Below are 24566 nucleotides of genomic sequence, written 5' to 3'. Positions count from 1 at the left end.
GAAGGGTGGGACGGGGCCCTCACGGGGGCCGGTTCCGCAGGTCGCCGGGCGGCTGACGGTCCGTTGTGCTCGTTCGCACCGACGCGGCCGAGCCGCACGCCGGCGCGGCCCGCCCCTCCGGGGCGCTCCCCCGCCGGACGTCATAGCGTTGCGGTGTGTCCTACTTCGATGCCGCCTCCGCCGTTCCTCTCCACCCCGTAGCCCGGCAGGCTCTTCAGGCCTCGCTCGACGAAGGGTGGGCCGATCCCGCGCGGCTCTACCGGGAAGGCCGCCGGGCGCGGTTGCTGCTCGACGCGGCCCGGGAGGCGGCGGCCGAGGCGGTGGGGTGCCGGGCGGACGAGCTGGTGTTCACCCCTTCGGGGACACGGGCGGTGCACGCGGGGATCGCGGGGGCGCTGGCCGGGCGGCGCCGCGTGGGACCCCACCTGATCGTGTCATCCGTCGAACATTCCTCCGTACTGCACGCGGCCGAAGCGCACGAGGCCGGCGGTGGGACGCTCACGCGGGTCGCCGTGGACCGGGCGGGGGCGGTGGACCCGGCGGCGTACGCGGCCGCCCTGCGGGGCGACACCGCGCTGGCCTGTCTCCAGTCGGCCAACCACGAGGTGGGCACCGAGCAGCCGGTGGCGGAGGTGGCCGAGGTCTGCCGGGCGGCGGGCGTGCCGCTGCTGGTGGACGCGGCCCAGTCGCTGGGCTGGGGAAAGGTGGCGGGCGACTGGTCGTTGCTCGCGGGCAGCGCGCACAAGTGGGGCGGACCGTCGGGCGTCGGACTGCTCGTCGTGCGCAAGGGCGTGCGGTTCGCGCCGCAAGGGCCCGGGGACGAGCGGGAGTCGGGCCGGGCGCCCGGTTTCGAGAACCTCCCGGCCGTCGTGGCCGCGGCGGCCTCGCTCCGGGCGGTGCGGGCCGAGGCTGCCGAGGAGGCGGCCCGGCTGCGGGAACTGACGGAGCGGATCCGGGCGCGGGTGCCGGCTCTGGTGCCGGACGTGGAGGTGGTCGGCGACCCGGTGCGCCGGCTGCCCGGCGTCGTCACCTTCTCGTGTCTCTATGTCGACGGGGAGACCCTGCTGCACGAGCTGGACCGTGCGGGCTTCTCGGTCTCGTCCGGGTCGTCGTGCACGAGCAGCACCCTGATGCCGAGCCACGTCCTGAAGGCGATGGGGGTGCTCAGCGAGGGCAACGTCCGGGTGTCGCTGCCGCCGGGGACACCGGCCGGGGACGTCGAGCGGTTCCTGGAGGTACTGCCGGGCACGGTGGCCGCCGTGCGGGAGAAGCTGGGAGCGCCGTCCGCCTCCGGCACCGTCCGGGAGGGCGGCGGCGACCTCGTCGTGGACGCGACCGGCCGGCGCTGCCCCGTCCCGGTGATCGAGCTGGCCAAGGTCATCGGCGACGTGCCCGTGGGGGGCACGGTCCGCGTCCTGTCCGACGACGAGGCGGCCCGTCTGGACATCCCCGCCTGGTGCGAGATGCGGGGGCAGGAGTACGTGGGCGAGGAACCGGCGGAGACGGGTGCGGCCTACGTGGTCCGCCGGGTGAGCTGACGCCGGCCGGGGCGCGGGACCGGCCCGTACGCCGACGCCGGCCGGGGGCGCGGGACCGTGCCCGTACACGGATGCGCGCGTGAGCACGGCAGGCCCCGCGCGCCCGCGCCCGGCGGCGGATTCAGCCCAGGTGCCCCTGGACCTCGGCGGCCGCCTCGTCGCCGTACGCCTTGGTGAACCGCTCCATGAAGTGCGCCCGCCTCAGCTGGTACTCCTGCGTGCCCACCGTCTCGATGACGAGGGTCGCCAGCATGCACCCGACCTGCGCCGCCCGCTCCAGCGACACACCCCACGCCAGTCCCGACAGGAACCCCGCGCGGAAGGCGTCGCCGACACCCGTGGGGTCGGCCTTGCGCTCCTCGTCCGGGACACCGACCTCGATGGTCTCCTCGCCGGCCCGCTCGATGCGCACGCCGCGCGCGCCGAGGGTGGTGACGCGGTGGCCGACGCGGCCGAGGATCTCCTCGTCCGTCCAGCCGGTCTTGGTCTCGATGAGCCCCTTCTCGTACTCGTTGGAGAAGAGGTAGGTCGCCCCGTCCAGCAGTATCCGGATCTCGTCGCCGTTCATCCGGGCGATCTGCTGGGAGAAGTCGGCGGCGAACGGGATGGACCGCGTGCGGCACTCCTCGGTGTGCCGGAGCATCGCCTCCGGGTCGTCGGCACCGATGGAGACCAGGTCGAGGCCGCCCACCCGGTCGGCGACGGTCTTCAGCTCGATGAGGCGGGCCTCGCTCATCGCACCGGTGTAGAAGGAGCCGATCTGGTTGTGGTCGGCGTCGGTGGTGCAGACGAAGCGGGCGGTGTGCAGGGTCTCGGAGATGCGCACCGAGCCGGTGTCGACGCCGTGCCGGTCCAGCCAGGCCCGGTACTCGTCGAAGTCGGAGCCGGCGGCGCCGACCAGGATCGGCCGGGTGCCGAGCTGGCCCATGCCGAAGGCGATGTTCGCGGCGACGCCGCCCCGGCGTACGTCGAGCTGGTCGACCAGGAAGGAGAGCGAGACCGTGTGCAGCTGGTCCGCGACGAGCTGGTCGGAGAAGCGGCCGGGGAAGGTCATGAGGTGGTCGGTGGCGATGGAGCCGGTGACTGCGATGCGCACGGCGTGGACTCTCTCCTGGGGGGAGGCGGGTTGACAGTTCACGCTACCCGGGAGTGCCCCTGGTCCGAAGCAGGCAAAACTACCCGGTAGTACAACTTTCTTCGCGGTCGGGGACGTGCCTACGGTTCTGTTATGACGAACCTGAGGACCGCCGACCCCGCCCCGGCCGATCTCGACGGCGACCTGGCGTCGCTGCGTGGCGACTGCGCCCGGATGGCCCCGCGCTGGGAGGCTCCGGTGCGGGTCTCCACCCGTCCCGTCCCCGTCTCGCTCCTCCACGGCGTGCGGGTGCCGCGGACGTCGGCCCGGCTGCTGGACGCGATGTCGGACTACGGCGACTGAGGGACGCCGCCGGCCGCTCCGCGGCCGTTCGGGCGACGTGTGACGTCGCCGGGAACCGGATCCTCCCCCACCGCGTCCCACCGCTGTCCCCAGTAACAGCCGAAGGAGCGATGCGGTGAACACCGAGCGACCCGACAACGACGACGCCGGCGCGGCCGACGAGGCCGGCACCGGGCGTCCCGCGCGGCGGCGTCCCCGGGCGGTCGCCGTCGCCTCCGTCGCCACCGCCGTGCTGCTGGTCGGGACCGGCGGGGCCTGGCTGGCCGCGTCCGCCTCGGGCGGCGGCCCGGACGGCGGTACGGCGGCCGGGGCGTCGGGCGACGGCACTCCCCCGCCGCTCGTCCTGGACGACCACGGGTCCCAGAACGGCCAGGGCGGTACGCACGGCATCGCCCCCGGCGAGCCCAACCCCTACGGCGTCACCTACCGCGCCGACGGCGCCCTCCCCGAGGGGCCCGGCTCGGCGCCCGTCTACCGGGCGGAGGGCGAGGTCACCGAGGCGGAGGTGGCCCGGCTGGCCAAGGCGCTCGGGGTGGACGGAGCCCCCCGCGTGCAGGGCGGGGCGTGGAAGGCGGGCACCGCCGGGGACGGTTCCGGGCCGCTGCTCACGGTGAACCGGCAGGCACCCGGCACGTGGACCTTCCACCGCTACACACCCGGCACCGACAACTGCAAGAAGGGCGCCGTGTGCAAGGCCCCGTCCGCCGACGGGAGCCCGGTGAGCGAGGCCGTCGCGAAGAAGGCGGCGGCGCCGGTGCTGAAGGCGCTGGGCCAGGACGACGCCAAGCTGGACGCGAGCCAGGTCATGGGCGCCCGGCGGGCCGTGAACGCCGACCCCGAGGTCGGCGGGCTGCCCACGTACGGCTGGACGACCGGTGTCGTCGTCGGCGCGCGGGGCGAGGTGGTCGGCGGCAGCGGTCAGGTGAAGGCACCGGTCGAGGGGGACACGTACCCCGTCCTGGGCGCCGAGGAGACGCTGGCGCTGCTGAACGCGCCGGGCGGCACCTCGGGCGCCGGCATCGGCGGCTGCGCGAGCCCGGTACCGCACCGGGACCGCGTGGACATGCCCTGCGCGCCGCCGACGGGCGCGTCGGAGCAGCCCGGGAAGCAGACGGCCACGGTCGAGGACGCGGTGTTCGGGCTGGCCGCGCATCCGGTGCGGGGCCGGCAGGCACTGGTGCCGTCCTGGCTGTTCGAGGTGCGGGCGCCGGGCGCGGAGGACGCCGCCACCGTCACGTATCCGGCGGTCGACCCGAAGTACGTGACCACCACCGGCCCCGCCGCACCGCACCCGTCCGCGTCCGCGTCCGACGAGCCGTCCTCGGCGCCGGGGGACCCGCGGGACGTGCGGGTGAACGGCTACACGGCCGCCGGCGGGGAGCTGACCGTGCACTTCACGGGCGGAGTGTGCTCCGACTACGGGGCGACGGCGAAGGAGAGCGCGGGGAAGGTGACGGTCACGGTGACCGAGACCCCGCATCCGGAGAAGGTCTGCATCCTCGTCGCCAAGGAGTACGAGCGGACGGTGCCGCTGGACGAGCCGCTCGGCGACCGGAAGGTCGTGGGCTCGGACGGCAAGGAGATCCCGGTGCACAAGCCGGGCGCGCGGCTGCCGGCGCCGTCCGGGAGCCGGTGACGGCGATCGCGCGGTCAGGCAGGCGAGAGGGGGGGGGGGGGGGGGGGGGGGGCGCGGGGCCCGGCCCCCCCCCCCCCCGGGGGGGGGGGGCCCCCCCGGGCGGGGGGGGGGGGGGGGGGGGAGGATAGAGAAGAAAGGGAGAAGGGGAGGGGGGGGGGGGGCGGGGGGGGGGAGGTGGGGGTTCCCCCGGGCCCCCCCGCCCTCTGTACGACCGGTGCGTGTGCCGCGCGGCTCAGCTGAAGGAGTCGCCGCAGGCGCAGGAGCCCGTCGCGTTCGGATTGTCGATGGTGAAGCCCTGCTTCTCGATCGTGTCCACGAAGTCGATGGTGGCGCCGCCCAGGTACGGGGCGCTCATGCGGTCGGTGGTGACCTTGACGCCGTCGAAGTCCTTCACCACGTCGCCGTCGAGCGAGCGCTCGTCGAAGAAGAGCTGGTAGCGCAGGCCGGAGCAGCCGCCGGGCTGGACGGCGACGCGCAGCGCCAGGTCGTCCCGGCCTTCCTGGTCGAGCAGGGCCTTGACCTTGGCCGCGGCGGCGTCGGTCACGATGATGCCGTCGGTGACGGTGGTGGTCTCGTCCGATACGGACATCTACATCTCTCCCGGGTTGTACGGAGACTGCTTGCCGACGGTTCCAACCGGCGGGGCCGCGGATTCATTCCGGGTCGGACCCGTGTCGTGTCCCTCGGCCTTCCCTTCATGCTCGCACACGCCCCGGGGAGCGGACAGCGGCTCGGGCACCGGGATCCACGTCACACCGACACGTCGGGCATCGTCAAACTGACGTGAACCGGTTATGATATATAGCGTCAGTTCGACGAAAAGTAGAAAGGGTGCGTGTCGTGACCACCGCCCAAACCCAGGAGCTCGACGTACAGCCGACGCCCCTCGCCCTGCTCCTCCTCGGCCGCGAGGCCGACCCGAGGAGCGAGCGTGGTGTGGAGTGCCCCGGCGACCTGCCCTCCCCCTCCGACCCGGACCTGGTCGCGCGCGCCCGCGCGGCCAAGGAGAAGCTCGGGGACAAGGTCTTCGTGCTCGGTCACCACTACCAGCGCGACGAGGTCATCCAGTTCGCCGACGTCACGGGCGACTCCTTCAAGCTGGCGAGGGACGCGGCCGCGCGCCCGGAGGCCGAGTACATCGTCTTCTGCGGTGTGCACTTCATGGCGGAGTCGGCCGACATCCTGACCTCCGACCAGCAGAAGGTGGTCCTGCCCGACCTGGCCGCCGGCTGCTCCATGGCGGACATGGCGACGGCCGAGCAGGTCGCCGAGTGCTGGGACGTGCTGACCGAGGCCGGGATCGCCGAGCAGGTCGTGCCCGTCTCGTACATGAACTCCTCCGCCGACATCAAGGCGTTCACCGGCAGGCACGGCGGCACCATCTGCACCTCGTCCAACGCCGAGCGCGCCCTGGACTGGGCCTTCGAGCAGGGCGAGAAGGTGCTGTTCCTGCCCGACCAGCACCTGGGCCGCAACACCGCGGTGCGGGACATGGGCATGTCCCTGGAGGACTGCGTCCTCTACAACCCGCACAAGCCGAACGGCGGACTGACCGCCGAGGAGCTGCGCGCCGCCAAGATGATCCTGTGGCGGGGGCACTGCTCGGTGCACGGCCGCTTCAGTCTGGACTCGGTGAACGACGTCCGTGAACGCATCCCGGGCGTGAACGTCCTGGTGCACCCCGAGTGCCGGCACGAGGTCGTCGCGGCGGCGGACCAGGTCGGCTCGACCGAGTACATCATCAAGACCCTGGAGGCGGCCCCGGCCGGTTCCAAGTGGGCCATCGGGACCGAGCTGAACCTGGTCCGGCGGCTGGCGAACCGTTTCGCTCCCGAGGACAAGGAGATCGTCTTCCTCGACAAGACGGTCTGCTTCTGCTCGACGATGAACCGCATCGACCTGCCGCACCTCGTCTGGGCGCTGGAGTCGCTCGCCGAGGGCACCCTGGTCAACCGGATCGAGGTGGACAAGGAGACGGAGGCGTTCGCGAAGCTGGCGCTGGAGCGGATGCTGGCGCTGCCGTAACCCGGCCGGCCGAGGCGGGCGGAAGCCCACGGCCGCGGTGTCAGTCCGCTGCCGTAGGCTTCCCGCCGCCACTCCGACTGGGAGGATCCAGAGCATTGACCGGCCTGTCCGCTTTCCCGCTGCCCTTCAACGCGTCCCGCTCCATATCGTCCGCGAAACCCCGAACACTGCGGGAACTCCAGATGATGCGGTGCAGCGCCCACATCCGGTCGAAACCGGGGTGGTCCGACAAGATGCACGACCCCGGCATCCTCGCCAGGTGGACGCGGGAAGCGGTCGCCCAGGGGCTCACCGAGGCGCAGATCCGTTACGTGCTCGCCGAACTCCCGCACTACGCCGCGCTGCGGGACGCGCACAGCGGCGCCGAGGTGTCCGCCGTCGACGGGGTGTGGCAGTCGGACACACTGGTCGACGACGAGCTCCGCTCCCGGCTGCGCGAGGCGGTCCGGGTCCTGGAAGAGGTCCCCGAAGCGGAACGGGACTGGCATCCCGGCTCCGACGCCCAGGTACTGGACCTGGTCCACCCCTCCCTCTTCTGCCTGGTGCGGGAGGTGAGCGGCGCACCCGAGCGGGCCTGGCAGAACCCGACGACCCACTACTCGCGCTACGAGTTCTCGGAGCGGTTCCAGTGGCTTCCCACGGACGTCGACGTCAGTGACGACGGCGACGTCACCTTCCGTTCGTACGTCAACAACGTCCACCCCGAGGACCATCGCGCACTGGCCTCCGTCCTGCCGGACCTGTTCGCGCGCATGCGCCCGCTGCTGGAGAACGTGCTCACCGACCTGCGTCATCCGCGGCCCCTGCGGATCGAGGCCGACCCCTTCGGGTGGTACGACGAGTCGCAGGAGCCGGAGGAACCGGACGAGTCCTCCTTCAGCGACGAAGAGGCCTACGAAGAGGCCGTGCAGGCCTGGGAAGAGGCCAGCGACGAGTGGTGGGAGAACCGCCGTCCGGCCGTCCCGGACGCCCCGGTCTTCACCCCGCCCGAGACGCCCGGCGAAACGGCGCGCGTCGACCTGCGCGGCCGCCGTCTCCAGGTCGTCGTCAAGCTCGCCACCATCCACCTCACCCCGGACAAGCCCGAGTACGCCGGCGGCTCCTGGCATGTCGAGGGCATGCTGAACGAGCGGATCGTCTCGACCGGCATCTACTACTGGGACAGCGAGAACATCACCGAGAGCGGACTGAGCTTCCGGACGGCGCTCGACGACCCGCGCTACGAGCAGAACGACGACAAGGGCATGCGCGAGGTCTACGGCTTGGAGAACGAGGGCGCCCTGAACCAGGTGCTGGGAACGGCGTCGACCCCGGCGGGCCGCTGCCTGGCGTTCCCGAACGTCCTGCAGCACCGCGTCGGCTCGTTCCGCCTCGCGGACCCCACCCGCCCGGGACACCGCAAGATCCTCGCGTTCTTCCTGGTCGACCCGTCGGAGAGGATCGTCTCGACGTCCGACGTGCCACCGCAGCAGCCCTGGTCCGACACCTCGACCATGACGCTCGAACAGGCCAGGACCTACCGCGAGGAACTCATGCGGGAACGCAAGTTCTTCGTCGACGAACACAACGAGCAGCTCTACGAACGGGAGTTCTCCCTGTGTGAGCACTAGGACGTGTGAGCACTGAGGACGGTCGGGGGCAGGGCGAAGATCGTCGCCAGGGCCGCCATCAGGATGGGCCGCAGTCGGTGCCGGCCGCCCTCGATCACCGCTTCGACGACGCCGTAGCCCTGCTTGCGGTACTGGTTGATCAGGTCGGTCAGCACGATCGCGTTGGTGACCACGATGCCGATCAGCATCAGCATCAGCATCAGCATGCCGATCATCGCCGGGACGCCCATCGGGGTGCCCGTCGCCGGCAGCAGGCCGATCGCGCCGGTCGCCGCGAACGGGATCGAGACCAGCAGGATCAGCGGCTGGGCCGGCGACCGGAAGGTGCCGACCAGCAGCATGAACACGATCGCGATCGCCGCGAGCATGGCCAGGCCCAGGTTGACGAACGCCTCGTCCCGGTCGGTGGTGACGCCGCCGGTCTCGGCCGTGGCACCGGCCGGCGGTGTTCCTCATCCCGCGCATACTCCCGCCGCAGTACACCCGCAGCGAGGTCACTCCACCCTTGGACGTACCAGTCCGGACTCGTACGCGATGACGACCAGCTGGGCCCGGTCGCGGGCACCCAGCTTGGCCATGGCCCGGTTGACATGTGTCTTCACGGTGAGCGGGCTGACCTCCAGCCGCTCGGCGATCTCGTCGTTGGAGTACCCGCCGGCGACCTGGCCCAGCACCTCGCGCTCGCGCACGGTGAGCGTCTCCAGCCGCTCGGCGCGGGCCGGGTCCCGGTCCTTGCCGGCCGTGCCCTCCTGCGCGAGGAAGCGGGCGATCAGCCCTTTGGTGGCGGCCGGGGACAGCAGTGCCTCGCCGCCGGCCGCGACCCGGATCGCGCTGAGCAGTTCCTCGGGTTCGGAGCCCTTGCCGAGGAAGCCGGAGGCACCCGCGCGCAGCGACTGCACCACGTAGTCGTCGACCTCGAAGGTGGTCAGGATGACCACGCGGACATGGGCGAGGGCAGGGTCCGCGCTGATCAGGCGGGTGGCGGCGAGGCCGTCGGTGCCGGGCATCCGAATGTCCATCAGCACCACGTCGGCCCGCTGTCCGGCGGCGAGCCGGACCGCCTCCGCGCCGTCGGACGCCTCCCCCACCACCTCCATGTCGGGCTCGGAGTCGACCAGCACCCGGAAGGCGCTGCGCAGCAACGCCTGATCGTCGGCGAGCAGGACACGGATCGTCATACGGGGCCCTCCGCGGCGTTGGTGCGGTTCCTGACCGGAAGGATCGCATGGACCCGGAACCCGCCTCCGTAGCGGGGACCGGTGGTGAGGGTGCCGCGGACGGCGGTGACGCGCTCCCGCATGCCGAGCAGTCCGTGACCGCCACTGCTGCCGGCTCCGGGGACCCCGACGCCGGCGTCGCCCTCGCCACCGCCGTCGTCGAGCACGGTGACCTCGATGTCCGGGCCCACCCTCACGACGCTGACCTCGGCCTTCGCCCGGGTCCCCGCGTGCTTGTGCACATTGGTCAGCGCCTCCTGGATGATGCGGTAGGCGGCCAGGTCGACGGCGGTGGGCAGGGCCGTGTCCTGGTAGGCCCGGGCCACCTCGACGTGCAGTCCCGCGCGGTGGAAGGCGGCGACGAGTTCATCGAGGCGATCCAGGCCGGGGGCGGGTTCGGTCGGGGCCTCCGGGTCGTCGGACTGGCGGAGCAGACCGACGGTGGCGCGCAGCTCGCCCAGCGCGGAACGGCTGGCCTCCCGTACGTGGGCGAGGGCCTCCTTGGCCTGGTCCGGCTGCTTGTCCATGACGTGGGCGGCGACCCCGGCCTGGACGTTGACCAGGGCGATGTGGTGGGCGACCACGTCGTGCAGGTCGCGGGCGATGCGCAGCCGCTCCTCGGCGACGCGGCGGCGGGCCTCCTCCTCGCGGGTGCGTTCGGCCTTCTCGGCCCGGTCACGGATGGCCTGGACGAAGGCGCGCCGGCTGCGGACGGCGTCCCCGGCGCTGGCGCCGATGCCGGTCCAGGCGAAGACCGCGAGGTTCTCCTGCGCGTACCAGGGCAGGGGTCCGGCCAGCATGGCGGCACCGGTCAGCACCGTCATGGTGAGCAGGCCGACCCGCCAGGTGGTGGGGCGGTCGGTGGAGGCGGCGACGGTGTAGAGGGCGATGACGGCGGACATGACGACGGGCGCGCGGGGGTCGCCGGTGACGCATTCGACGACGGAGACGCCGCCGGTGACCGCGAGGACCACCAGTGGGGCGCGGCGGCGGAAGACGAGCGCCGCGGCGCCGACCGCCATGAGGGCCAGGCTGAGCGCATCGGGGGTGCTCACGGTCCAGTTGACGCCCTCGGGACCGTGCGAGTCCATGAAGGAGCCGACGACCATGCTCGTCAGGACGAATCCCGCGATGGCCGCGTCCAGGGCCAGCGGGTGGGCGCCGATGGTGCAGCGCGCGCGGGCGATGGTGTTCACGGCGGATCACCGTAGCCGCGGTGGACGCGTCCTCTCGCCGGACCGCGTCCAGCGGCCGCCGGCCCGGGGGCTGCGCCTCCCGGCCCCCGCTCCGGCCCGACGGCCTCGTCCGCGCACTCCCCCCGCTCCCGGCTCGGCTCGGGCGGAGGCCCCCCACGACGGGCCGAACGCTTCACGCACTGCCCGGGATCAGGCCGTCGTCGCTCAGCAGTTCCCGGACCTCTTCCAGAGTGGCGTCCGGGGACGGGAGGATGAGGTCGGACGGCTCCAGGGCGTCGTCGGGCAGCGGCTCGCCCAGTTCGCGGACCTTGGCCAGGAGGGCCTGGAGGGTCGCGCGGAAACCGGGGCCGTCGCCGTTCTCCATTTCGGCCTGGAGCTCGTCGTCCAGCTTGTTCAGCTCGGCCAGACGGCCGTCGGCCAGCGTCAGCTGGCCTTCCCCCATGATCCGTACGATCACGTCGCCCTCCTAGGCGTGGGCTTACTGCTTGTCGAAGCGCGGGGTGTCCTGCGGCTGCTGCTGGGACTGCGCCTGGCCCTGGCCCTGGCCGCCCTCGATGGCCTGCCGGTCGGAGGTGCTGCCCCCGGCCAGCTCGGCCTTCATGCGCTGCAGTTCCAGCTCTACATCCGTACCACCGGAGAGCCGGTCCAGCTCGGCCTGGATGTCGTCCTTGTGCATGCCGGACTGGTCGTCCAGGGCGCCGGAGGCGAGCAGTTCGTCGATGGCGCCGGCCCGGGCCTGGAGCTGGGCGGTCTTGTCCTCGGCCCGCTGGATGGCCAGGCCCACGTCGCCCATCTCCTCGGAGATGCCGGAGAACGCCTCGCCGATGCGGGTCTGCGCCTGGGCGGCCGTGTAGGTGGCCTTGATGGTCTCCTTCTTCGTACGGAAGGCGTCCACCTTGGCCTGGAGGCGCTGGGCCGCCAGGGTGAGCTTCTCCTCCTCGCCCTGGAGCGTGGCGTGCTGCGTCTCCAGGTCGGTGACCTGCTGCTGGAGCGCGGCGCGGCGGGAGAGCGCCTCGCGGGCCAGGTCCTCGCGGCCCAGCGCGAGCGCCTTGCGGCCCTGGTCCTCCAGCTTGGACGACTGGGACTGGAGCTGGTTGAGCTGGAGCTCCAGTCGCTTGCGGCTGGTCGCCACGTCGGCGACGCCGCGGCGCACCTTCTGCAGCAGTTCCAGCTGTTTCTGGTACGAGTAATCGAGGGTCTCGCGCGGGTCCTCGGCCCGGTCAAGGGCCTTGTTGGCCTTCGCGCGGAAGATCATCCCCATACGCTTCATGACACCGCTCATGGGCTTCGCGCGCCCCCTTCTGACCGACTCCAGCTCCAGCACCTGCGACAGAACCCACAGTACGGGCCCTGCATCCATTACCGCACTGTTCGGGGACGGATGCGCTCATCCCCAAGGACGACTGCGTACGCCCCCGGTCCGGCGTAGGGAGTAGGTGCTTCCCGGGTTGTCCGGTAATGGCCCGGCGCCCGGAGGTGTACACAACGTCCGCTCTGTCCACTTACAGACGACCGGCGTTGCCGGATCGTTCCCCACCGGACTGGGGTCCACACCCCGGTACCCCGTACCCTTGGGTTTTGTGTTCCGTAGCCGTGCCAAGGAAGAGAAGGCACCGAGCCTCGTCAAGACGCCGGTGACCGACTCCAAGCAGCCCCGTGATCCGCAGGCCCCGAAGGGAAGGCCGACGCCCAAGCGCAGTGCGGCCCAGTCCCAGCGCCGCAGCGTCGCCAACACGCCCCTGACGCGCAAGGACGCCGCCAAGCGCCAGCGTGAGGAGCGCCGGACCGCGATGGCGCGGCAGCGCGAGGCGCTGGCGAAGGGCGACGAGCGGTACCTGCCGGCCCGCGACAAGGGCCCGGTCCGCAAGTTCGCGCGCGACTTCATCGACTCCCGGTTCAACATCGCGGAGTACTTCCTGCCGATGGCCGTGATCATCCTCGTGCTGAGCATGATCCAGGTGCCCGTGCTGCAGAACGTCGCGCTGCTGCTGTGGCTGTTCGTGATCGTGCTGATCGTGCTGGACTCGGTCGTCAGCGGCTTCCGGCTGAAGAAGCGCCTCGCCGAGCGCTTCCCGGACGAGCGCAGGCGGGGCGCGGTCGCGTACGCGCTGATGCGCTCCCTGCAGATGCGCCGGCTCCGGCTGCCCAAGCCCCAGGTCAAGCGCGGGGAGCGGCCCTGAGCACCACGCCGTTCGCCCAGAAAGCGGCCGAGGACCGGCCGGCCGGGCCGGGCGATCTGCGGGACGTCGTCCGGCAGGAGCTGGTGGCCCGGCAACTGGACGAGCAGATAGCCGGGCGCTTCCCGGTCGGCAAGCGGCTGCGGGTGCTCGACGTCGGCATGGGCCGGGGCACCCAGGCGCTGCGGCTGGCACGGGCCGGGCACCAGGTGACCGGCCTGGAGCGGGACGTCGCCATGATCGCCGCCGCGCGCGACGCCCTGGCCGGCCAGCCGGAGGGCATCCGGGAACGGATGCGGATCATCGAGGGCGACGGCCGGGACACCGGCGTGCACTTCCTGCCGGGCAGCTTCGACGTGGTGCTGTGCCACGGCGTGCTCATGTACGTCGAGGAGCCCGACCCGCTGCTCGCGGGGCTGGCCCGGATGCTCGCGCCGGGTGGGCTGCTGTCGCTCCTGGTGCGCAACGGCGACGCGCTCGCGATGCGCCCGGCCCTGTGCGGCGAGTGGGCCGGCGCGCTGGCGGCCTTCGACACCACCGCCTGCCGCGACCGTCTCGGCGCCGACGTCCGCGCGGACCGGCTGGCGACGCTGACGGCGAAGCTCGCGGGCATCGGCGCCCCGCTGAACACCTGGTACGGCGTCCGGGTCTTCACGGACGCGGCGCCCGACGGCGCCCCGGTCCCGGACGACCTCGAAGCCCTGCTGGCCGCCGAGGTGCGGGCCGGCCGGACCGACCCGTACCGCGGGGTCGCGGCGCTGCTGCACCTGTGCGGGGTGCGCGGGTAGTACCGCGGCGCCCGTTCGGGTGCTCACCGGGGGCCGGGGTTCCGGTGCGCGGTGAGACTCGGGGCATGGATGCTTCCCGTGCCCGCCGTACCCGTGTGCGCCGGCTGCTCGGCCCGGTCGCCGCGCTGGCCTGCTCCCTGCTGCTCGTCGCCGGCTGCTCCGACGCCGGCGCCGGGTCCGGCACACGGGCCCGGAGCGAGCCGGAGGCCGGCACGGTACGGGCCGCGGCGCCCCGCGCGGCCAATGACCTGCAGGCCGACTACGAGCGGGTGATCAAGGACGTACTCCCGTCGGTCGTACAGATCCAGGCGGGCGACTCCCTGGGCTCGGGGGTGGTGTTCGACGACAAGGGGCACGTCGTCACCAACGCGCACGTCGTCGGGGACAGCGAGTCGTTCCGGATCACGACCGCCCGAAACGAGGACGCCCTCGCCGCCGGACTCGTCTCCTCCTACCCCGAGCAGGACCTCGCCGTCATCAAGCTGGAGAAGGTGCCCGACGGCATGAGGGCGGCCCGCTTCGCGGACTCCTCGAAGGTCGCGGTCGGGCAGATCGTGCTCGCCATGGGCTCGCCGCTGGGGCTGTCCTCCAGCGTGACGCAGGGCATCGTGTCGGCGACCGGACGGACCGTCACCGAGGGCAGCAGCGGGGGCGGTACGGGCGCGACCATCGGCAACATGGTGCAGACGTCGGCGGCCATCAACCCCGGCAACAGCGGTGGCGCCCTCGTCAACCTCGACGGCGAGGTGATCGGCATCCCGACGCTGGCGGCGACCGACCCGGGCATGAGCGACAGCGCGGCGCCCGGTATCGGGTTCGCGATCCCGGCGTCGATGGTGAGGACGGTCGCCGGCCAGATCGTCGAGGACGGCCGGGTCACCGACTCGGGGCGGGCGGCGCTCGACATCACCGCCCGTACGGTCGTCGACCACGGCTACCGGCCCGCGGGCGTCGCCGTCGTCGAGGCCCGTGACGGCGGGGCGGCCGACAGGGCGGGGCTGCGGCCCGGGGACGTCATCGTACGGCTGGGCGACACCGGCATCACCACGATCACCGCACTGGCCGAGGCGCTGGCGTCGATGGAGCCGGGCGACCGGACGAAGGTGACGTACACCCGCAACGGCGACGAGCGCACCGCCGAGGTGACGCTCGGGGAACAGTGAGGGGCGGGGCCGGCCCGGTGGGGCCGCCCCCGCCCGCCGGTCAGGCCTCCGACTCCCGGGCCGCCTCGGCCTCCTCGGCGTGCAGGCTCATCGGACCGTAGATCTCGGTGGCGTCCTCGAACAGCCGCACCTGGTCGGTGCCGCCCTCCTTGAGGTCCTTCCAGTACTCACCGATCCAGGACTCGGCGTCCCCTTGCGTGGTGAACTCCTCGGGCTCCACCGCGGGCTGGACCTCCGTCCCGCCGGCCGTCTCGAACCGCCACGTCCATGCCGCCATGTACGCCTCCAAGATGTCAGCACGTGCAGAGCGGAAGCCGGACCCCGGTCCGGCCTCCGACCGCAGCCTATGCGCTGAGCCGGGTGCGCCGTGGAGGGCCGGCGCAACAGGGAGCCACCCACGGCCCTCTCGGGGGGCCTCGGGCGCGCACGTCGCCGGGCGACCGGGGAAAATCGGGGCGTGGACGTGACTCTGCTCGGCACCGGTGCCCCCGCGGGACTCCCCCGCCCCGACTGTCCCTGCGCGGCCTGTGCCGCGGCGCAGGGCGAGCACGCGCGCGCGGCGACCGCGCTGCTGGTGGACGGGGCGCTGCTGCTCGACCTGACGCCCGGCGCCGCGTTCGCCGCCGCGCGCGCCGGGCGCTCCCTGACCGGCGTACGGCAGGTGCTGCTGTCGCACCCGCACGACGGGCCCGCGGTGGAGGTGCCGGCCGGGCTGCCGCAGCCGGGGCGGGTGCCGGACGGGCGGGAACTGGCGCTGCTGACCGGGCACCGGGTGCGGGCGGTGGCGATGGACGCGCCGGGCACCGGGTACGCCGTGACCGGTCCGGACGGGCAGCGGCTGCTGTACCTGCCGCCGGGCGGCGCGCCGGCCGGTCTGGAGGAGCCCGCCGAGTCGTACGACCTGGTCCTCGCGGACGTCGTGGGGCGGCCGGACGCGCTGGCGAGGCTGCGGGCGGTGCGCGCGGCGGGCCCGACGACGGACGTCGTCGCCGTCCACCTCGGCCACGACGCGCCGCCGGGGCGGGAGCTGGCGCGGCGGCTCGCGTCGGCGGGGGCACGGGCGGTGCCGGACGGGACGACGCTGGTGGTGGGCTCCTACGAGGACGTGCCCGACGTACCGCGGCGCACGCTGGTCCTGGGCGGCGCCCGGTCGGGCAAGTCGGTGGAGGCCGAGCGGCGTCTGGAGGCCTTTCCCGAGGTGCTGTACGTCGCGACGGGCGGCTCCCGCAACGGGGACACCGAGTGGGCGGCGCGGGTCTGCGCGCACCGGGAGCGGCGGCCGGGGTCGTGGCGCACCGCGGAGACGTGTGATCTGGTGCCGCTGCTGAAGGACGACGGGCCGGCCCTGCTCGTCGACTGTCTGTCGCTGTGGCTGACGGACGCGATGGACGCCGTCGGGGCGTGGGACGACGCGGAGTGGGCCGACGGCGGTGAGCGGGCCCTGCGGGACCGGGTGCGGGAGCTGACGGAGGCGGTGCGCGCCACCCGGCGCACCGTCGTCGCGGTGTCGAACGAGGTGGGGTCGGGGATCGTGCCGGCCACGGCGTCGGGCCGCCGCTACCGCGACGAACTCGGGCGGCTGAACGCGGCGTTCGCGGCCGAGTGCGAGCAGGTCCTGCTGGTGGTGGCGGGGCAGGCGCTGGTGCTACGGGGCTGACGGGTACCACGGGGCCGACGCGTCCTTGCGGGCGATGACGCGGTGGCTCCGCGCACCGGTGAGCACCGCGCAGCCCTGCGCCCCCAGTTCGGCACGCAGGTCCACCGGGTGCGAGGCGCCGGGCGGGAGGGCGAGCAGGCGGCGCGGGTCCGCCACGTCCACGAGCAGGTGGCCGCCGGGGCGGAGCGCGTGGAGGGCGGCGCGCAGCTCGGCGCGCGGGTCCGGGACGCGTTCCAGGTGGTGGAAGAGGCTGACGACGTCGTAACGGGCGCGCAGGCGGGCCGCGATGTGCGGGTCCGTCAGCCGGCCGACGAACGCCTCCTCGACGCGTTCGACCGCACGGGCGCGAAGGACGCGGTGGTGGGGGTCCAGGCCGTCGAAGGAGGTGTACGGGAAGAGGGCGCGCGCGGTACGGGGGAAGTCGGCGTCGCCGGTGCCGACGTCCAGCCAGCTCTCCGGCTCGGGGCAGCGGCGGAGCATCGCGCGGGCGGCCAGGCCGTGTCTCAGGCGGACTCCGGCCCGGACCATCGGGTGCTGCGGGCCGGGGGTGAGCGGCGGGTTGCGGAAGGCGTGCCGGCAGTCCAGGCAGCGTTCGAGGACGGAACGGGCGGGGACGGACCGGCGCCGGTCCTCGCGGCGCGGGCGGGTGCGCAGCCGCCGCGAGCCGCACCAGGGGCAGTCGTCGCGGTACGGCCCGTACCGGGGCACGGGAGGCACCGGGGGTACGGGGGGCCGCGCCGATGCGGCGGAGGGTGCGGGGGGTACGGACATGGGCGGCTCCCGGCACGAGAGGAGGAGGGCGGAGCAGGAGGGCGGCATACGGCATTCCACCCAAAACGTTACGTAGGTGATCGCGATCCGGGGCGCAACGACGCAGCGTGGGCGCGGTGCGCACCGGTCCTCCGTCGTGTCCGGCCGGGGCCGGTACTGTTCGGCGAATGAGCTCGCTGAATCTCGACGACTTCACCGATCTGATCGAGCGCCCCGACGGCGGAGTGCGCCGCGACGCCGAGGCGCGCCGGGAACGTCAGGTCGTCCCGCCCGGATCGCTGGGCCGCCTGGACGACCTGGGCGAATGGCTGGCCGCGGCGCAGTCCGCGGTACCGGTGCGGCCGGTCGAACGGCCCCGGGTGGTGCTCTTCGCGGGTGACCACAAGGTCGCCGAGCTGGGCGTCTCGGCGCGGCCCGCGGGCGGCGCCGGCGAGCTGGTGCGCGAGGTGCTGGAGGGCGGCCGGCCGGTGTCCGTGCTCGCCCGGCGCCTCGGCGTGCCGGTGCGGGTCGTCGACATGGCCCTGGACTGCGATCCGAAGACGCTGCCGGCCGAGGTCGCGGGGTACCGGGTGCGGCGCGGCGGCGGGCGCATCGACATCGAGGACGCGCTGACCCTTCAGGAGGCGGAGGCCGCCTTCCGGGCCGGGATGGCGGTGGCCGACGAGGAGGCCGACTCCGGTACGGATCTCGTGGTGCTGGGCGACGTGAGCGTGGGCGGCACCACGGCGGCGGGCGTGCTGGTCGCCGCGCTGTGCGGGACGGACGCGTCGGTCGTCACCGGGCGGGGCGGGCTGGCGATCGACGACCTGGCCTGGATGCGCAAGTGCGCGGCGATCCGCGACGCGCTGCGTCGGGCCCGGCCGGTGCTCGGGGACCAGTTGCAGCTGCTCGCGACGGTGGGCGGTGCCGACCTCGCCGCGATGACGGGTTTCCTGCTGCAGAGCGCGGCGCGGAAGGTGCCGGTGCTCCTGGACGGGGTCGTGACGGCCGCGTGCGCGCTGGTCGGGCAGCGGGTCGCCTTCCGCGCGCCGGACTGGTGGCTGGCCTCCCACGACAGCGGGGAGCCGGGCCAGGCCAAGGCGCTGGACCGGATGGCCCTGGAGCCGCTGCTCTCCCAGGACGTGACGGTGGGCGAGGGCGTGGGGGGCCTGCTGGCGCTTCCCCTGGTGCAGGCGGCGGCGGCGCTGGCGGCGGAGTTGCCGGAGGTCCCCGCCGAGGAGGCCACCGACAAGACCGCCGACGAGACCGCCGACGAGGCCCCGGCCGACGACCGGTGAACCGGCGCCGTCCGTTCGTCCGGCGGACGTGCGGGGCGGGTGGGTGACACGGCGCCGGCGCCGTGTCCCGTCCTCCGGTCCCCTGGTCCTCCGGTGTCCGGTGTCCGGTGGCACGCTGCCACCGACGTCGCCCGGCGCACGTTGTCCCGGCCGCCCGTGGGTGCCCCGGTGACCGCCGGGTAGTCTGCGCCGGTGCTCAGGACCCCCTTCCCCGACGGCCTCCGTTTCGCGTTCGGCACCCTCACCGTGTTCCCGGTCGGGGTGACCCGCTGGGACCGTGATGCCGCGCGCGGCGGCATGCTGTGCGCGCCGCTGGCCGGGCTGGCCGTCGGCGCCGCCGCCGCGGCCGCCGGGCTCCTGCTGCTGTCCCTGGGCGCGGGGAGCCTGCTCGCCGCGGTCGCCACGGCCGCCGTACCCGCCGTCCTCACCCGCGGGCTGCATCTGGACGGGCTGGCCGACACGGCGGACGGACTCGGCAGCGGCAGGCCCGCCGAGGACGCGCTGCGGATCATGAAGCAGTCGGACATCGGGCCGTTCGGCGTGCTCGCCCTCGTGTTCGTGCTGCTCGCCCAGGTGGCCGCGCTGGCCCAGGCCTACGACGGTTCCTGGGCGCGGGGCGCGCTCGCCGCCGTGGTCTCGGCGACCGCCGCCCGGCTGGCACTCACGCTCGCCGCCCGGGCCGGGGTGCCCGCGGCCCGCCCGGAGGGACTGGGCGCGGCGGTCGCCGGAGTGGTACCGGCGGGGGGCGCACTGGCCGTCACCGCCGTCGTCACCGCCGCCGCCACCGCGGCCGGAGCGGCGGCGGGCTCCGGGCCGTACGACGCGGCCCGTGCGGCGCTCGCCGTGCTGTGCGCCGTCGCCGTCGCCGAACTGCTGCTGCGGCACTGCGTCCGCCGCTTCGGCGGGGTCACCGGTGACGTCTTCGGCGGGGTCGCGGAGACGGCGGCCACCACCGCCCTCGTGGTTCTGGTCCTCGGCTGAGTCCCGGGGTCAGCAGGCCTCGCGCCACGCTCCCAGTTCGTACTTCTTCAGCATCGAACTCAGCCGCAGCTCACGGGAGCCGGCGCAGAAACGGTCGGCCGGCAGCTCGTACTCGACGTGGAAGACCGCCTTGTCCGCGTCGATGAACGGCTTGTTGTCGGCGCACTCGCCGTACTGGGCGCACTGCTCGTTGACCGCGAAGTCGAAGTCGTCCACCAGCTCGGGGATCTGGTCCAGATCGTTCTTCAGGCCGACGGCCAGGCCCCGGTCGTGGGCGAGTTCCGCGATCAGCCGGTTGTAGCGGAGCTGGTCGTCGGCGGTGAGCGGGAAGCCCGTCTCGTTCTTGTAGCCGTCCATGTTGTCCGGCTCGACGGCGTCGAAGCCCTTCTCGCGGCACATGTCGATGCGCTCGGCCATCAGCGGCTTCAGGACGTCCGCCTCCCGGATGTCCAGCCAGCGCTCGCCCTCCCAGCCGTTGCCCTTGCCCAGCACCGACTTCGGGAACTTCCCGGCGTCGGGGCGGAAGTCCTCCCAGGCGCCGGTGGACAGGTAGCAGATGACCTTGCGGCCGTCGTCGTGCAGGGCGGCCACCGTGGACGCGGTGTGGTCGAAGCCGTCGATGTCGTAGACCGGCACGTCCACGGAGGTGTCGAGCTTTCCGCTGAGCTGCCACTGCCAGGCGGTGCCGGGCCGGGGCTGCCAGTGGCCGCGGGCTTCCGGACCGTCGCCGGGGGACGAGGTGCATCCCGTGAGCAGCAGGAGAAGGGATATCGACAGGACCGGGCGTCTCACGGGGCGTGCTCCAGGGGGTGCGGGGCGCGGTGGCGTACCCCAGGAATGATCTCCCATCGCGGGTGGCGCGCGGGAAACCGCGACCCCGCGGGAGAGAGCGGACGCGGGCGCGAGCGTAGGCTCGTGCCGGGTGTTCGCCCGCCCAGGCGAAGACCGCATCGCAGGAGGGATCTAGGGTCGGTTGTCGGGCCCGGTCGACCCACCCGCATTCGGCCATCCAAGACTTCATACGGAAGCGAGAATTCACCACCGTGACTGCTCTCACTCTCTCCACCGCAGCGGCGCCCGGCCTGCGGGCCGACGCGATCGTGATCGGTGTCGCCAAGAACGCGGCAGCCAAGTCCGGGGGCCTGGTCGTCGCGCCGGGTGCCGAGGCCGTGGACGAGGCGTACGACGGCCGGCTCGCCGGCGTCCTGGAGACCCTCGGTGCCACCGGCGCCGAGGGCGAGGTGACGAAGCTGCCCGCGCCGTCCGGCTTCAAGGCGCCCCTCGTGGTGGCGGTGGGCCTCGGCTCCCAGCCCGAGAAGGACGCCGGGTTCGACGCCGAGGCGCTGCGCAGGGCCGCCGGCGTGGCCGCCCGTGCCCTGGCCGGCGTCAAGAAGGCCGCCTTCGCCCTCCCGCTCACCGAGGCCGCCGACGCCGGCGCCGTCGGTGAGGGCGTGCTGCTCGGCGCGTACTCCTTCGACGCCTACAAGGACAACGCCAAGGACGCCAAGGCCAAGAACGGCAAGGCGAAGAACGGCAAGGCCCCGCTGGCCGAGGCCGCGCTGCTCGGCGGCAAGCCCCGCGACAAGGCGTACAAGGCGGCGCTCGAGCGTGCCGCGGCCGTCTCCGAGGAGCTGAACCGCGCCCGCGACCTGGTCAACACCCCGCCGAACGACCTCGACCCCGAGGCGTTCGCGGCCGTCGCGCAGGCCGCGGCCAAGGAGCACGGCATCAAGGTGCAGGTGCTCGACGAGAAGGCGCTCACCAAGGGCGGCTACGGCGGCATCCTCGGCGTCGGCGCCGGTTCGGCGGCCGGTCCGCGCCTGGTGAAGCTGTCGTACACCTCGTCGAAGGCGACGAAGTCCCTCGCCTTCGTCGGCAAGGGCATCACCTACGACTCGGGCGGCATCTCGCTGAAGCCGGCCGGCCACAACGAGACGATGAAGTGCGACATGGCCGGTGCCGCCGCCGTGTTCGCCGCGGTCGTCGCCGCCGCGCGCCTCGGCCTGGAGGTCAACGTGACCGGCTGGCTGGCGCTGGCCGAGAACATGCCGTCGGGCTCCGCCACCCGCCCGGGTGACGTGCTGCGCATGTACAGCGGCAAGACGGTGGAGGTGCTCAACACCGACGCCGAGGGCCGGCTCGTGCTCGCCGACGCGCTGTGGGCGGCCTCGCAGGAGAAGCCGGACGCGATCATCGACGTGGCGACGCTGACCGGCGCGATGATGCTGGCGCTGGGCAACCGGACGTACGGGGTCATGGCGAACGACGACGCGTTCCGCGCCGCAGTGCACGAGGCGGCGGAGGAGGTCGGCGAGCCGGCGTGGCCGATGCCGCTGCCGGAGCACCTGCGCAAGGGGATGGAGTCGGCGACCGCCGACATCGCGAACATGGGTGAGCGGATGGGCGGCGGGCTGGTGGCCGGCCTGTTCCTGCGCGAGTTCGTCGGTGAGGGCATCACCTGGGCGCACCTGGACATCGCGGGCCCGGCCTTCAACGAGGGCGGACCGTTCGGGTACACGCCGAAGGGCGGCACCGGGACGGCTGTGCGGACGCTGGTGCGGGTCGCCGAGCTGACGGCTGCGGGCGAGCTCGGCTAGGGCGCCCACCGGCTCGGGGGTGCGGGTGACGTGCGCGGCCACAGGTCCGTCGTGGCCTGTCGCGCGGTTTCCCGCGCCCCCGCGGACGTCTCCGCCTCCTTCGCCGCAAGCGAACGTGGGACGTCTCACACACCGGCCCCGCGTCTCGTCGGCCCCCTACAAGTGCGAAGATGGGGCTCGGCAGGACAGGGCCCACCCAAGGGCCGAGAACAATGAGCGGCCGGACACCAGCCGCCGACCGGTCACTGGAGACCGGCGTGGCGCACATGCATGGAGGACGTGACGTGGCGAACGACGCCAGCACCGTTTTCGACCTAGTGATCCTCGGCGGTGGCAGCGGTGGTTACGCCGCGGCGCTGCGCGGGGCACAGCTGGGCCTGGACGTCGCCCTGATCGAGAAGGGCAAGGTCGGCGGTACCTGCCTGCACAACGGCTGCATCCCCACCAAGGCCCTGCTGCACGCGGGCGAGATCGCCGACCAGGCCCGCGAGAGCGAGCAGTTCGGCGTGAAGGCCACCTTCGAGGGCATCGACATGGCGGCCGTCCACAAGTACAAGGACGACGTGATCGCGGGCCTGTACAAGGGCCTGCAGGGCCTGATCGCCTCGCGCAAGGTGACCTACATCGAGGGTGAGGGCCGGCTGTCCTCCCCCACCTCCGTCGACGTGAACGGCCGGCGGGTACAGGGCCGCCACGTCCTGCTGGCGACCGGCTCCGTGCCGAAGTCGCTGCCGGGTCTGGAGATCGACGGCAACCGGATCATCTCCTCCGACCACGCCCTCGTCCTGGACCGCGTGCCGAAGTCCGCGATCGTCCTGGGCGGCGGTGTCATCGGCGTCGAGTTCGCCTCCGCGTGGAAGTCCTTCGGAACCGACGTCACGATCGTCGAGGGCCTCAAGCACCTCGTGCCGGTCGAGGACGAGAACAGCTCCAAGCTGCTGGAGCGCGCCTTCCGCAAGCGGGGCATCAAGTTCAACCTGGGCACCTTCTTCCAGAAGGCCGAGTACACCCAGGACGGCGTCAAGGTCACCCTCGCCGACGGCAAGGAGTTCGAGGCCGAGGTCCTGCTCGTCGCCATCGGCCGCGGCCCGGTCTCGCAGGGCCTGGGCTACGAGGAGGCCGGGGTCGCGATGGACCGCGGCTACGTCCTGGTCGACGAGTACATGCGGACCAACGTCCCGACCGTCTCGGCCGTCGGTGACCTCGTCCCGACCCTCCAGCTCGCGCACGTCGGCTTCGCCGAGGGCATGCTGGTGGCGGAGCGGCTCGCCGGCCTGAAGACCGTCCCGGTCGACTACGACGGCGTGCCGCGGGTGACGTACTGCCACCCGGAGGTCGCCTCCGTCGGTATCACCGAGGCCAAGGCCAAGGAGATCTACGGTGCGGACAAGGTCGTCGCCCTGAAGTACAACCTGGCGGGCAACGGCAAGAGCAAGATCCTGAAGACCGCGGGCGAGATCAAGCTCGTCCAGGTCAAGGACGGTGCCGTGGTCGGCGTCCACATGGTCGGCGACCGCATGGGCGAGCAGGTCGGCGAGGCCCAGCTGATCTACAACTGGGAGGCGCTGCCGGCCGAGGTGGCCCAGCTCGTCCACGCCCACCCGACGCAGAACGAGGCGCTCGGTGAGGCCCACCTGGCGCTGGCCGGCAAGCCCCTGCACTCCCACGACTGACCTCCCTCGGTCACTGGGCGCGACGACACAGACTTCCGCAATTTCGTAAGGAGCAACCGAAACCATGGCGGTTTCCGTAACCCTTCCGGCGCTCGGCGAGAGCGTCACCGAGGGCACCGTCACCCGTTGGCTGAAGGCCGAGGGTGAGCGCGTCGAGGCCGACGAGCCGTTGCTCGAGGTCTCGACCGACAAGGTCGACACCGAGATCCCGGCGCCCGCTTCCGGCGTGCTGTCCTCCATCAAGGTGGCCGAGGACGAGACCGTCGAGGTCGGCGCCGAGCTGGCGCTGATCGACGACGGCACCGGCGCCCCGGCGGCCGAGCAGGCCCCGCAGGCCGAGCAGGTCGCCGAGCCGGCCCCCGAGCCGGCGCCGGCCGCCCCCTCCACCGAGCAGGCCGCCCCGGCGCCCGCTCCCACCGCCGAGGCCGCTGCCGGTCAGGGCGCCGGCGGCTCCGCCGAGGGCACGGACGTGGTCCTGCCCGCGCTCGGCGAGTCCGTCACCGAGGGCACCGTCACCCGCTGGCTGAAGTCGGTCGGTGACAGTGTCGAGGCCGACGAGCCGCTGCTCGAGGTGTCCACCGACAAGGTCGACACCGAGATCCCCGCCCCCGCCTCCGGCACCCTGCTGGAGATCGTGGTCGGCGAGGACGAGACCGCGGAGGTCGGCGCCAAGCTGGCCGTCATCGGTGCCGCCGGTGCCGCGCCCGCCGCCGCTCCGGCCGCCCCCGCGGCCCCGGCGCAGCCCGAGCCCACCCCGGCCCCGGCGGCCCCGGCGGCTCCGGCTCCGGCACAGGCCGCTCCGGCTCCGGCCGCTCCGGCCCC

Annotated in this window: 23 protein-coding genes and 1 pseudogene; 14 read left to right on the top strand and 10 right to left on the bottom strand. The window is 73.3% G+C overall.

Annotation, left to right across the window (positions count from 1 at the left end):
• Positions 1–155 precede the first annotated feature (155 nt).
• Positions 156–1538 carry a cysteine desulfurase/sulfurtransferase TusA family protein gene (locus ACP4IX_RS11215; protein ID WP_426555411.1) on the top strand — a complete coding sequence of 461 codons (1383 nt, stop codon included), beginning with the start codon at positions 156–158 and terminating at the stop codon, positions 1536–1538.
• A 121-nt stretch (positions 1539–1659) separates the two neighbouring features.
• On the opposite strand, the gene ACP4IX_RS11210 is transcribed toward ACP4IX_RS11215, so the two are convergent.
• The gene (locus tag ACP4IX_RS11210; protein ID WP_426526130.1) at positions 1660–2634 is read right to left on the bottom strand and encodes a carbohydrate kinase family protein; all 975 of its coding nucleotides are present in this window, start codon (positions 2632–2634) and stop codon (positions 1660–1662) included.
• 132 nt (positions 2635–2766) lie between these two features.
• Here ACP4IX_RS11210 and ACP4IX_RS11205 point away from each other — a divergent pair, with 132 nt between their 5' ends.
• Both ACP4IX_RS11205 and ACP4IX_RS11200 read left to right on the top strand, forming a co-directional pair.
• Positions 2767–2976, top strand: a complete 210-nt coding sequence (locus ACP4IX_RS11205; protein WP_426526132.1) for a hypothetical protein — start codon at positions 2767–2769, stop codon at positions 2974–2976.
• A gap of 115 nt (positions 2977–3091) precedes the next feature.
• The gene (locus tag ACP4IX_RS11200; RefSeq protein ID WP_426555410.1) at positions 3092–4612 is read left to right on the top strand and encodes a hypothetical protein; all 1521 of its coding nucleotides are present in this window, start codon (positions 3092–3094) and stop codon (positions 4610–4612) included.
• 232 nt (positions 4613–4844) lie between these two features.
• On the opposite strand, the gene ACP4IX_RS11195 is transcribed toward ACP4IX_RS11200, so the two are convergent.
• Entirely contained in the window at positions 4845–5201 is a 357-nt protein-coding gene (locus ACP4IX_RS11195) for an iron-sulfur cluster assembly accessory protein (RefSeq protein WP_279566575.1), read from the bottom strand.
• Between the two features lie 251 nt (positions 5202–5452).
• Here ACP4IX_RS11195 and nadA point away from each other — a divergent pair, with 251 nt between their 5' ends.
• Together nadA and ACP4IX_RS11185 are read left to right on the top strand one after the other, a co-directional pair.
• The gene (gene nadA / locus ACP4IX_RS11190) at positions 5453–6637 is read left to right on the top strand and encodes a quinolinate synthase NadA (RefSeq protein WP_426526630.1); all 1185 of its coding nucleotides are present in this window, start codon (positions 5453–5455) and stop codon (positions 6635–6637) included.
• 95 nt (positions 6638–6732) lie between these two features.
• Complete coding sequence (locus ACP4IX_RS11185) at positions 6733–8247, top strand: DUF4246 domain-containing protein (protein WP_426555409.1); 1515 nt, start codon at positions 6733–6735, stop codon at positions 8245–8247.
• A gap of 14 nt (positions 8248–8261) precedes the next feature.
• Here ACP4IX_RS11185 and ACP4IX_RS11180 read toward each other — a convergent pair.
• The 5 genes and pseudogenes from ACP4IX_RS11180 to ACP4IX_RS11160 all read right to left on the bottom strand — a co-directional run.
• Positions 8262–8690, bottom strand: a pseudogene (locus ACP4IX_RS11180) (efflux RND transporter permease subunit); the annotation flags it as partial.
• A gap of 51 nt (positions 8691–8741) precedes the next feature.
• The gene (locus ACP4IX_RS11175) at positions 8742–9425 is read right to left on the bottom strand and encodes a response regulator (protein ID WP_426526634.1); all 684 of its coding nucleotides are present in this window, start codon (positions 9423–9425) and stop codon (positions 8742–8744) included.
• Positions 9422–10660: a sensor histidine kinase gene (locus ACP4IX_RS11170; RefSeq protein ID WP_426555408.1), complete on the bottom strand. Its 1239-nt coding sequence runs from the start codon at positions 10658–10660 to the stop codon at positions 9422–9424. The genes ACP4IX_RS11175 and ACP4IX_RS11170 overlap by 4 nt, the downstream gene beginning before the upstream one ends.
• A gap of 172 nt (positions 10661–10832) precedes the next feature.
• The gene (pspAA, locus tag ACP4IX_RS11165; protein WP_426526638.1) at positions 10833–11117 is read right to left on the bottom strand and encodes a PspA-associated protein PspAA; all 285 of its coding nucleotides are present in this window, start codon (positions 11115–11117) and stop codon (positions 10833–10835) included.
• 21 nt (positions 11118–11138) lie between these two features.
• Positions 11139–11930 carry a PspA/IM30 family protein gene (locus ACP4IX_RS11160; RefSeq protein ID WP_426526663.1) on the bottom strand — a complete coding sequence of 264 codons (792 nt, stop codon included), beginning with the start codon at positions 11928–11930 and terminating at the stop codon, positions 11139–11141.
• A gap of 271 nt (positions 11931–12201) precedes the next feature.
• Here ACP4IX_RS11160 and ACP4IX_RS11155 point away from each other — a divergent pair, with 271 nt between their 5' ends.
• The 3 genes from ACP4IX_RS11155 to ACP4IX_RS11145 all read left to right on the top strand — a co-directional run bounded on the left by ACP4IX_RS11155 (position 12202) and on the right by ACP4IX_RS11145 (position 14788).
• Positions 12202–12840: a DUF3043 domain-containing protein gene (locus ACP4IX_RS11155; RefSeq protein ID WP_426555481.1), complete on the top strand. Its 639-nt coding sequence runs from the start codon at positions 12202–12204 to the stop codon at positions 12838–12840.
• A gap of 83 nt (positions 12841–12923) precedes the next feature.
• The gene (locus tag ACP4IX_RS11150) at positions 12924–13625 is read left to right on the top strand and encodes a class I SAM-dependent methyltransferase (RefSeq protein WP_426555407.1); all 702 of its coding nucleotides are present in this window, start codon (positions 12924–12926) and stop codon (positions 13623–13625) included.
• Between the two features lie 65 nt (positions 13626–13690).
• Positions 13691–14788, top strand: a complete 1098-nt coding sequence (locus ACP4IX_RS11145; protein ID WP_426526642.1) for a S1C family serine protease — start codon at positions 13691–13693, stop codon at positions 14786–14788.
• Positions 14789–14828: 40 nt separating this feature from the next.
• Here ACP4IX_RS11145 and ACP4IX_RS11140 read toward each other — a convergent pair whose 3' ends face one another.
• Positions 14829–15065 carry a hypothetical protein gene (locus ACP4IX_RS11140; protein ID WP_426526645.1) on the bottom strand — a complete coding sequence of 79 codons (237 nt, stop codon included), beginning with the start codon at positions 15063–15065 and terminating at the stop codon, positions 14829–14831.
• A 180-nt stretch (positions 15066–15245) separates the two neighbouring features.
• On the opposite strand from ACP4IX_RS11140, the gene ACP4IX_RS11135 reads away from it, so the two are divergent.
• Positions 15246–16445: a bifunctional adenosylcobinamide kinase/adenosylcobinamide-phosphate guanylyltransferase gene (locus ACP4IX_RS11135; protein ID WP_426555406.1), complete on the top strand. Its 1200-nt coding sequence runs from the start codon at positions 15246–15248 to the stop codon at positions 16443–16445.
• Here the strand turns inward: ACP4IX_RS11135 and ACP4IX_RS11130 are convergent.
• Complete coding sequence (locus tag ACP4IX_RS11130; protein ID WP_426555405.1) at positions 16434–17216, bottom strand: class I SAM-dependent methyltransferase; 783 nt, start codon at positions 17214–17216, stop codon at positions 16434–16436. The two genes, ACP4IX_RS11135 and ACP4IX_RS11130, sit on opposite strands and share 12 nt — an antisense overlap.
• A 167-nt stretch (positions 17217–17383) precedes the next feature.
• Between ACP4IX_RS11130 and cobT the strand changes: the two genes are divergently transcribed.
• Together cobT and ACP4IX_RS11120 are read left to right on the top strand one after the other, a co-directional pair.
• Complete coding sequence (gene cobT / locus ACP4IX_RS11125; RefSeq protein ID WP_426526651.1) at positions 17384–18493, top strand: nicotinate-nucleotide--dimethylbenzimidazole phosphoribosyltransferase; 1110 nt, start codon at positions 17384–17386, stop codon at positions 18491–18493.
• A gap of 192 nt (positions 18494–18685) precedes the next feature.
• Complete coding sequence (locus ACP4IX_RS11120) at positions 18686–19474, top strand: adenosylcobinamide-GDP ribazoletransferase (RefSeq protein WP_426526653.1); 789 nt, start codon at positions 18686–18688, stop codon at positions 19472–19474.
• A 9-nt stretch (positions 19475–19483) separates the two neighbouring features.
• On the opposite strand, the gene ACP4IX_RS11115 is transcribed toward ACP4IX_RS11120, so the two are convergent.
• Positions 19484–20266 carry an endo alpha-1,4 polygalactosaminidase gene (locus ACP4IX_RS11115; protein WP_426526655.1) on the bottom strand — a complete coding sequence of 261 codons (783 nt, stop codon included), beginning with the start codon at positions 20264–20266 and terminating at the stop codon, positions 19484–19486.
• Between the two features lie 251 nt (positions 20267–20517).
• Here ACP4IX_RS11115 and ACP4IX_RS11110 point away from each other — a divergent pair, with 251 nt between their 5' ends.
• The 3 genes from ACP4IX_RS11110 to ACP4IX_RS11100 form a co-directional block, all read left to right on the top strand.
• Positions 20518–22071, top strand: coding sequence for a leucyl aminopeptidase (locus tag ACP4IX_RS11110; protein ID WP_426526657.1), 1554 nt, complete (start codon positions 20518–20520; stop codon positions 22069–22071).
• Positions 22072–22355: 284 nt separating this feature from the next.
• Positions 22356–23744, top strand: a complete 1389-nt coding sequence (gene lpdA, locus ACP4IX_RS11105; protein WP_426526659.1) for a dihydrolipoyl dehydrogenase — start codon at positions 22356–22358, stop codon at positions 23742–23744.
• A 64-nt stretch (positions 23745–23808) separates the two neighbouring features.
• Positions 23809–24566: biotin/lipoyl-containing protein (locus tag ACP4IX_RS11100; RefSeq protein ID WP_426555404.1), on the top strand; the 758-nt coding region annotated here is incomplete at its 3' end.

The sequence above is a fragment of the Streptomyces sp. WG5 genome (assembly GCF_049974565.1).
In the GTDB taxonomy this organism is placed as follows: domain Bacteria; phylum Actinomycetota; class Actinomycetes; order Streptomycetales; family Streptomycetaceae; genus Streptomyces.
This window is presented reverse-complemented; position numbering and strand designations above follow the sequence as displayed.

Bases quoted from the DNA above. Each gene is read 5' to 3' on its own strand.
- ACP4IX_RS11205 (WP_426526132.1), top strand. From the start codon at position 2,767: ATGACGAACCTGAGGACCGCCGACCCCGCCCCGGCCGATCTCGACGGC.
- ACP4IX_RS11195 (WP_279566575.1), bottom strand. From the start codon at position 5,201: ATGTCCGTATCGGACGAGACCACCACCGTCACCGACGGCATCATCGTG.
- ACP4IX_RS11175 (WP_426526634.1), bottom strand. From the start codon at position 9,425: ATGACGATCCGTGTCCTGCTCGCCGACGATCAGGCGTTGCTGCGCAGC.
- ACP4IX_RS11160 (WP_426526663.1), bottom strand. From the start codon at position 11,930: ATGAAGCGTATGGGGATGATCTTCCGCGCGAAGGCCAACAAGGCCCTT.
- ACP4IX_RS11145 (WP_426526642.1), top strand. From the start codon at position 13,691: ATGGATGCTTCCCGTGCCCGCCGTACCCGTGTGCGCCGGCTGCTCGGC.
- ACP4IX_RS11140 (WP_426526645.1), bottom strand. From the start codon at position 15,065: ATGGCGGCATGGACGTGGCGGTTCGAGACGGCCGGCGGGACGGAGGTC.
- ACP4IX_RS11130 (WP_426555405.1), bottom strand. From the start codon at position 17,216: ATGTCCGTACCCCCCGCACCCTCCGCCGCATCGGCGCGGCCCCCCGTA.
- cobT (WP_426526651.1), top strand. From the start codon at position 17,384: ATGAGCTCGCTGAATCTCGACGACTTCACCGATCTGATCGAGCGCCCC.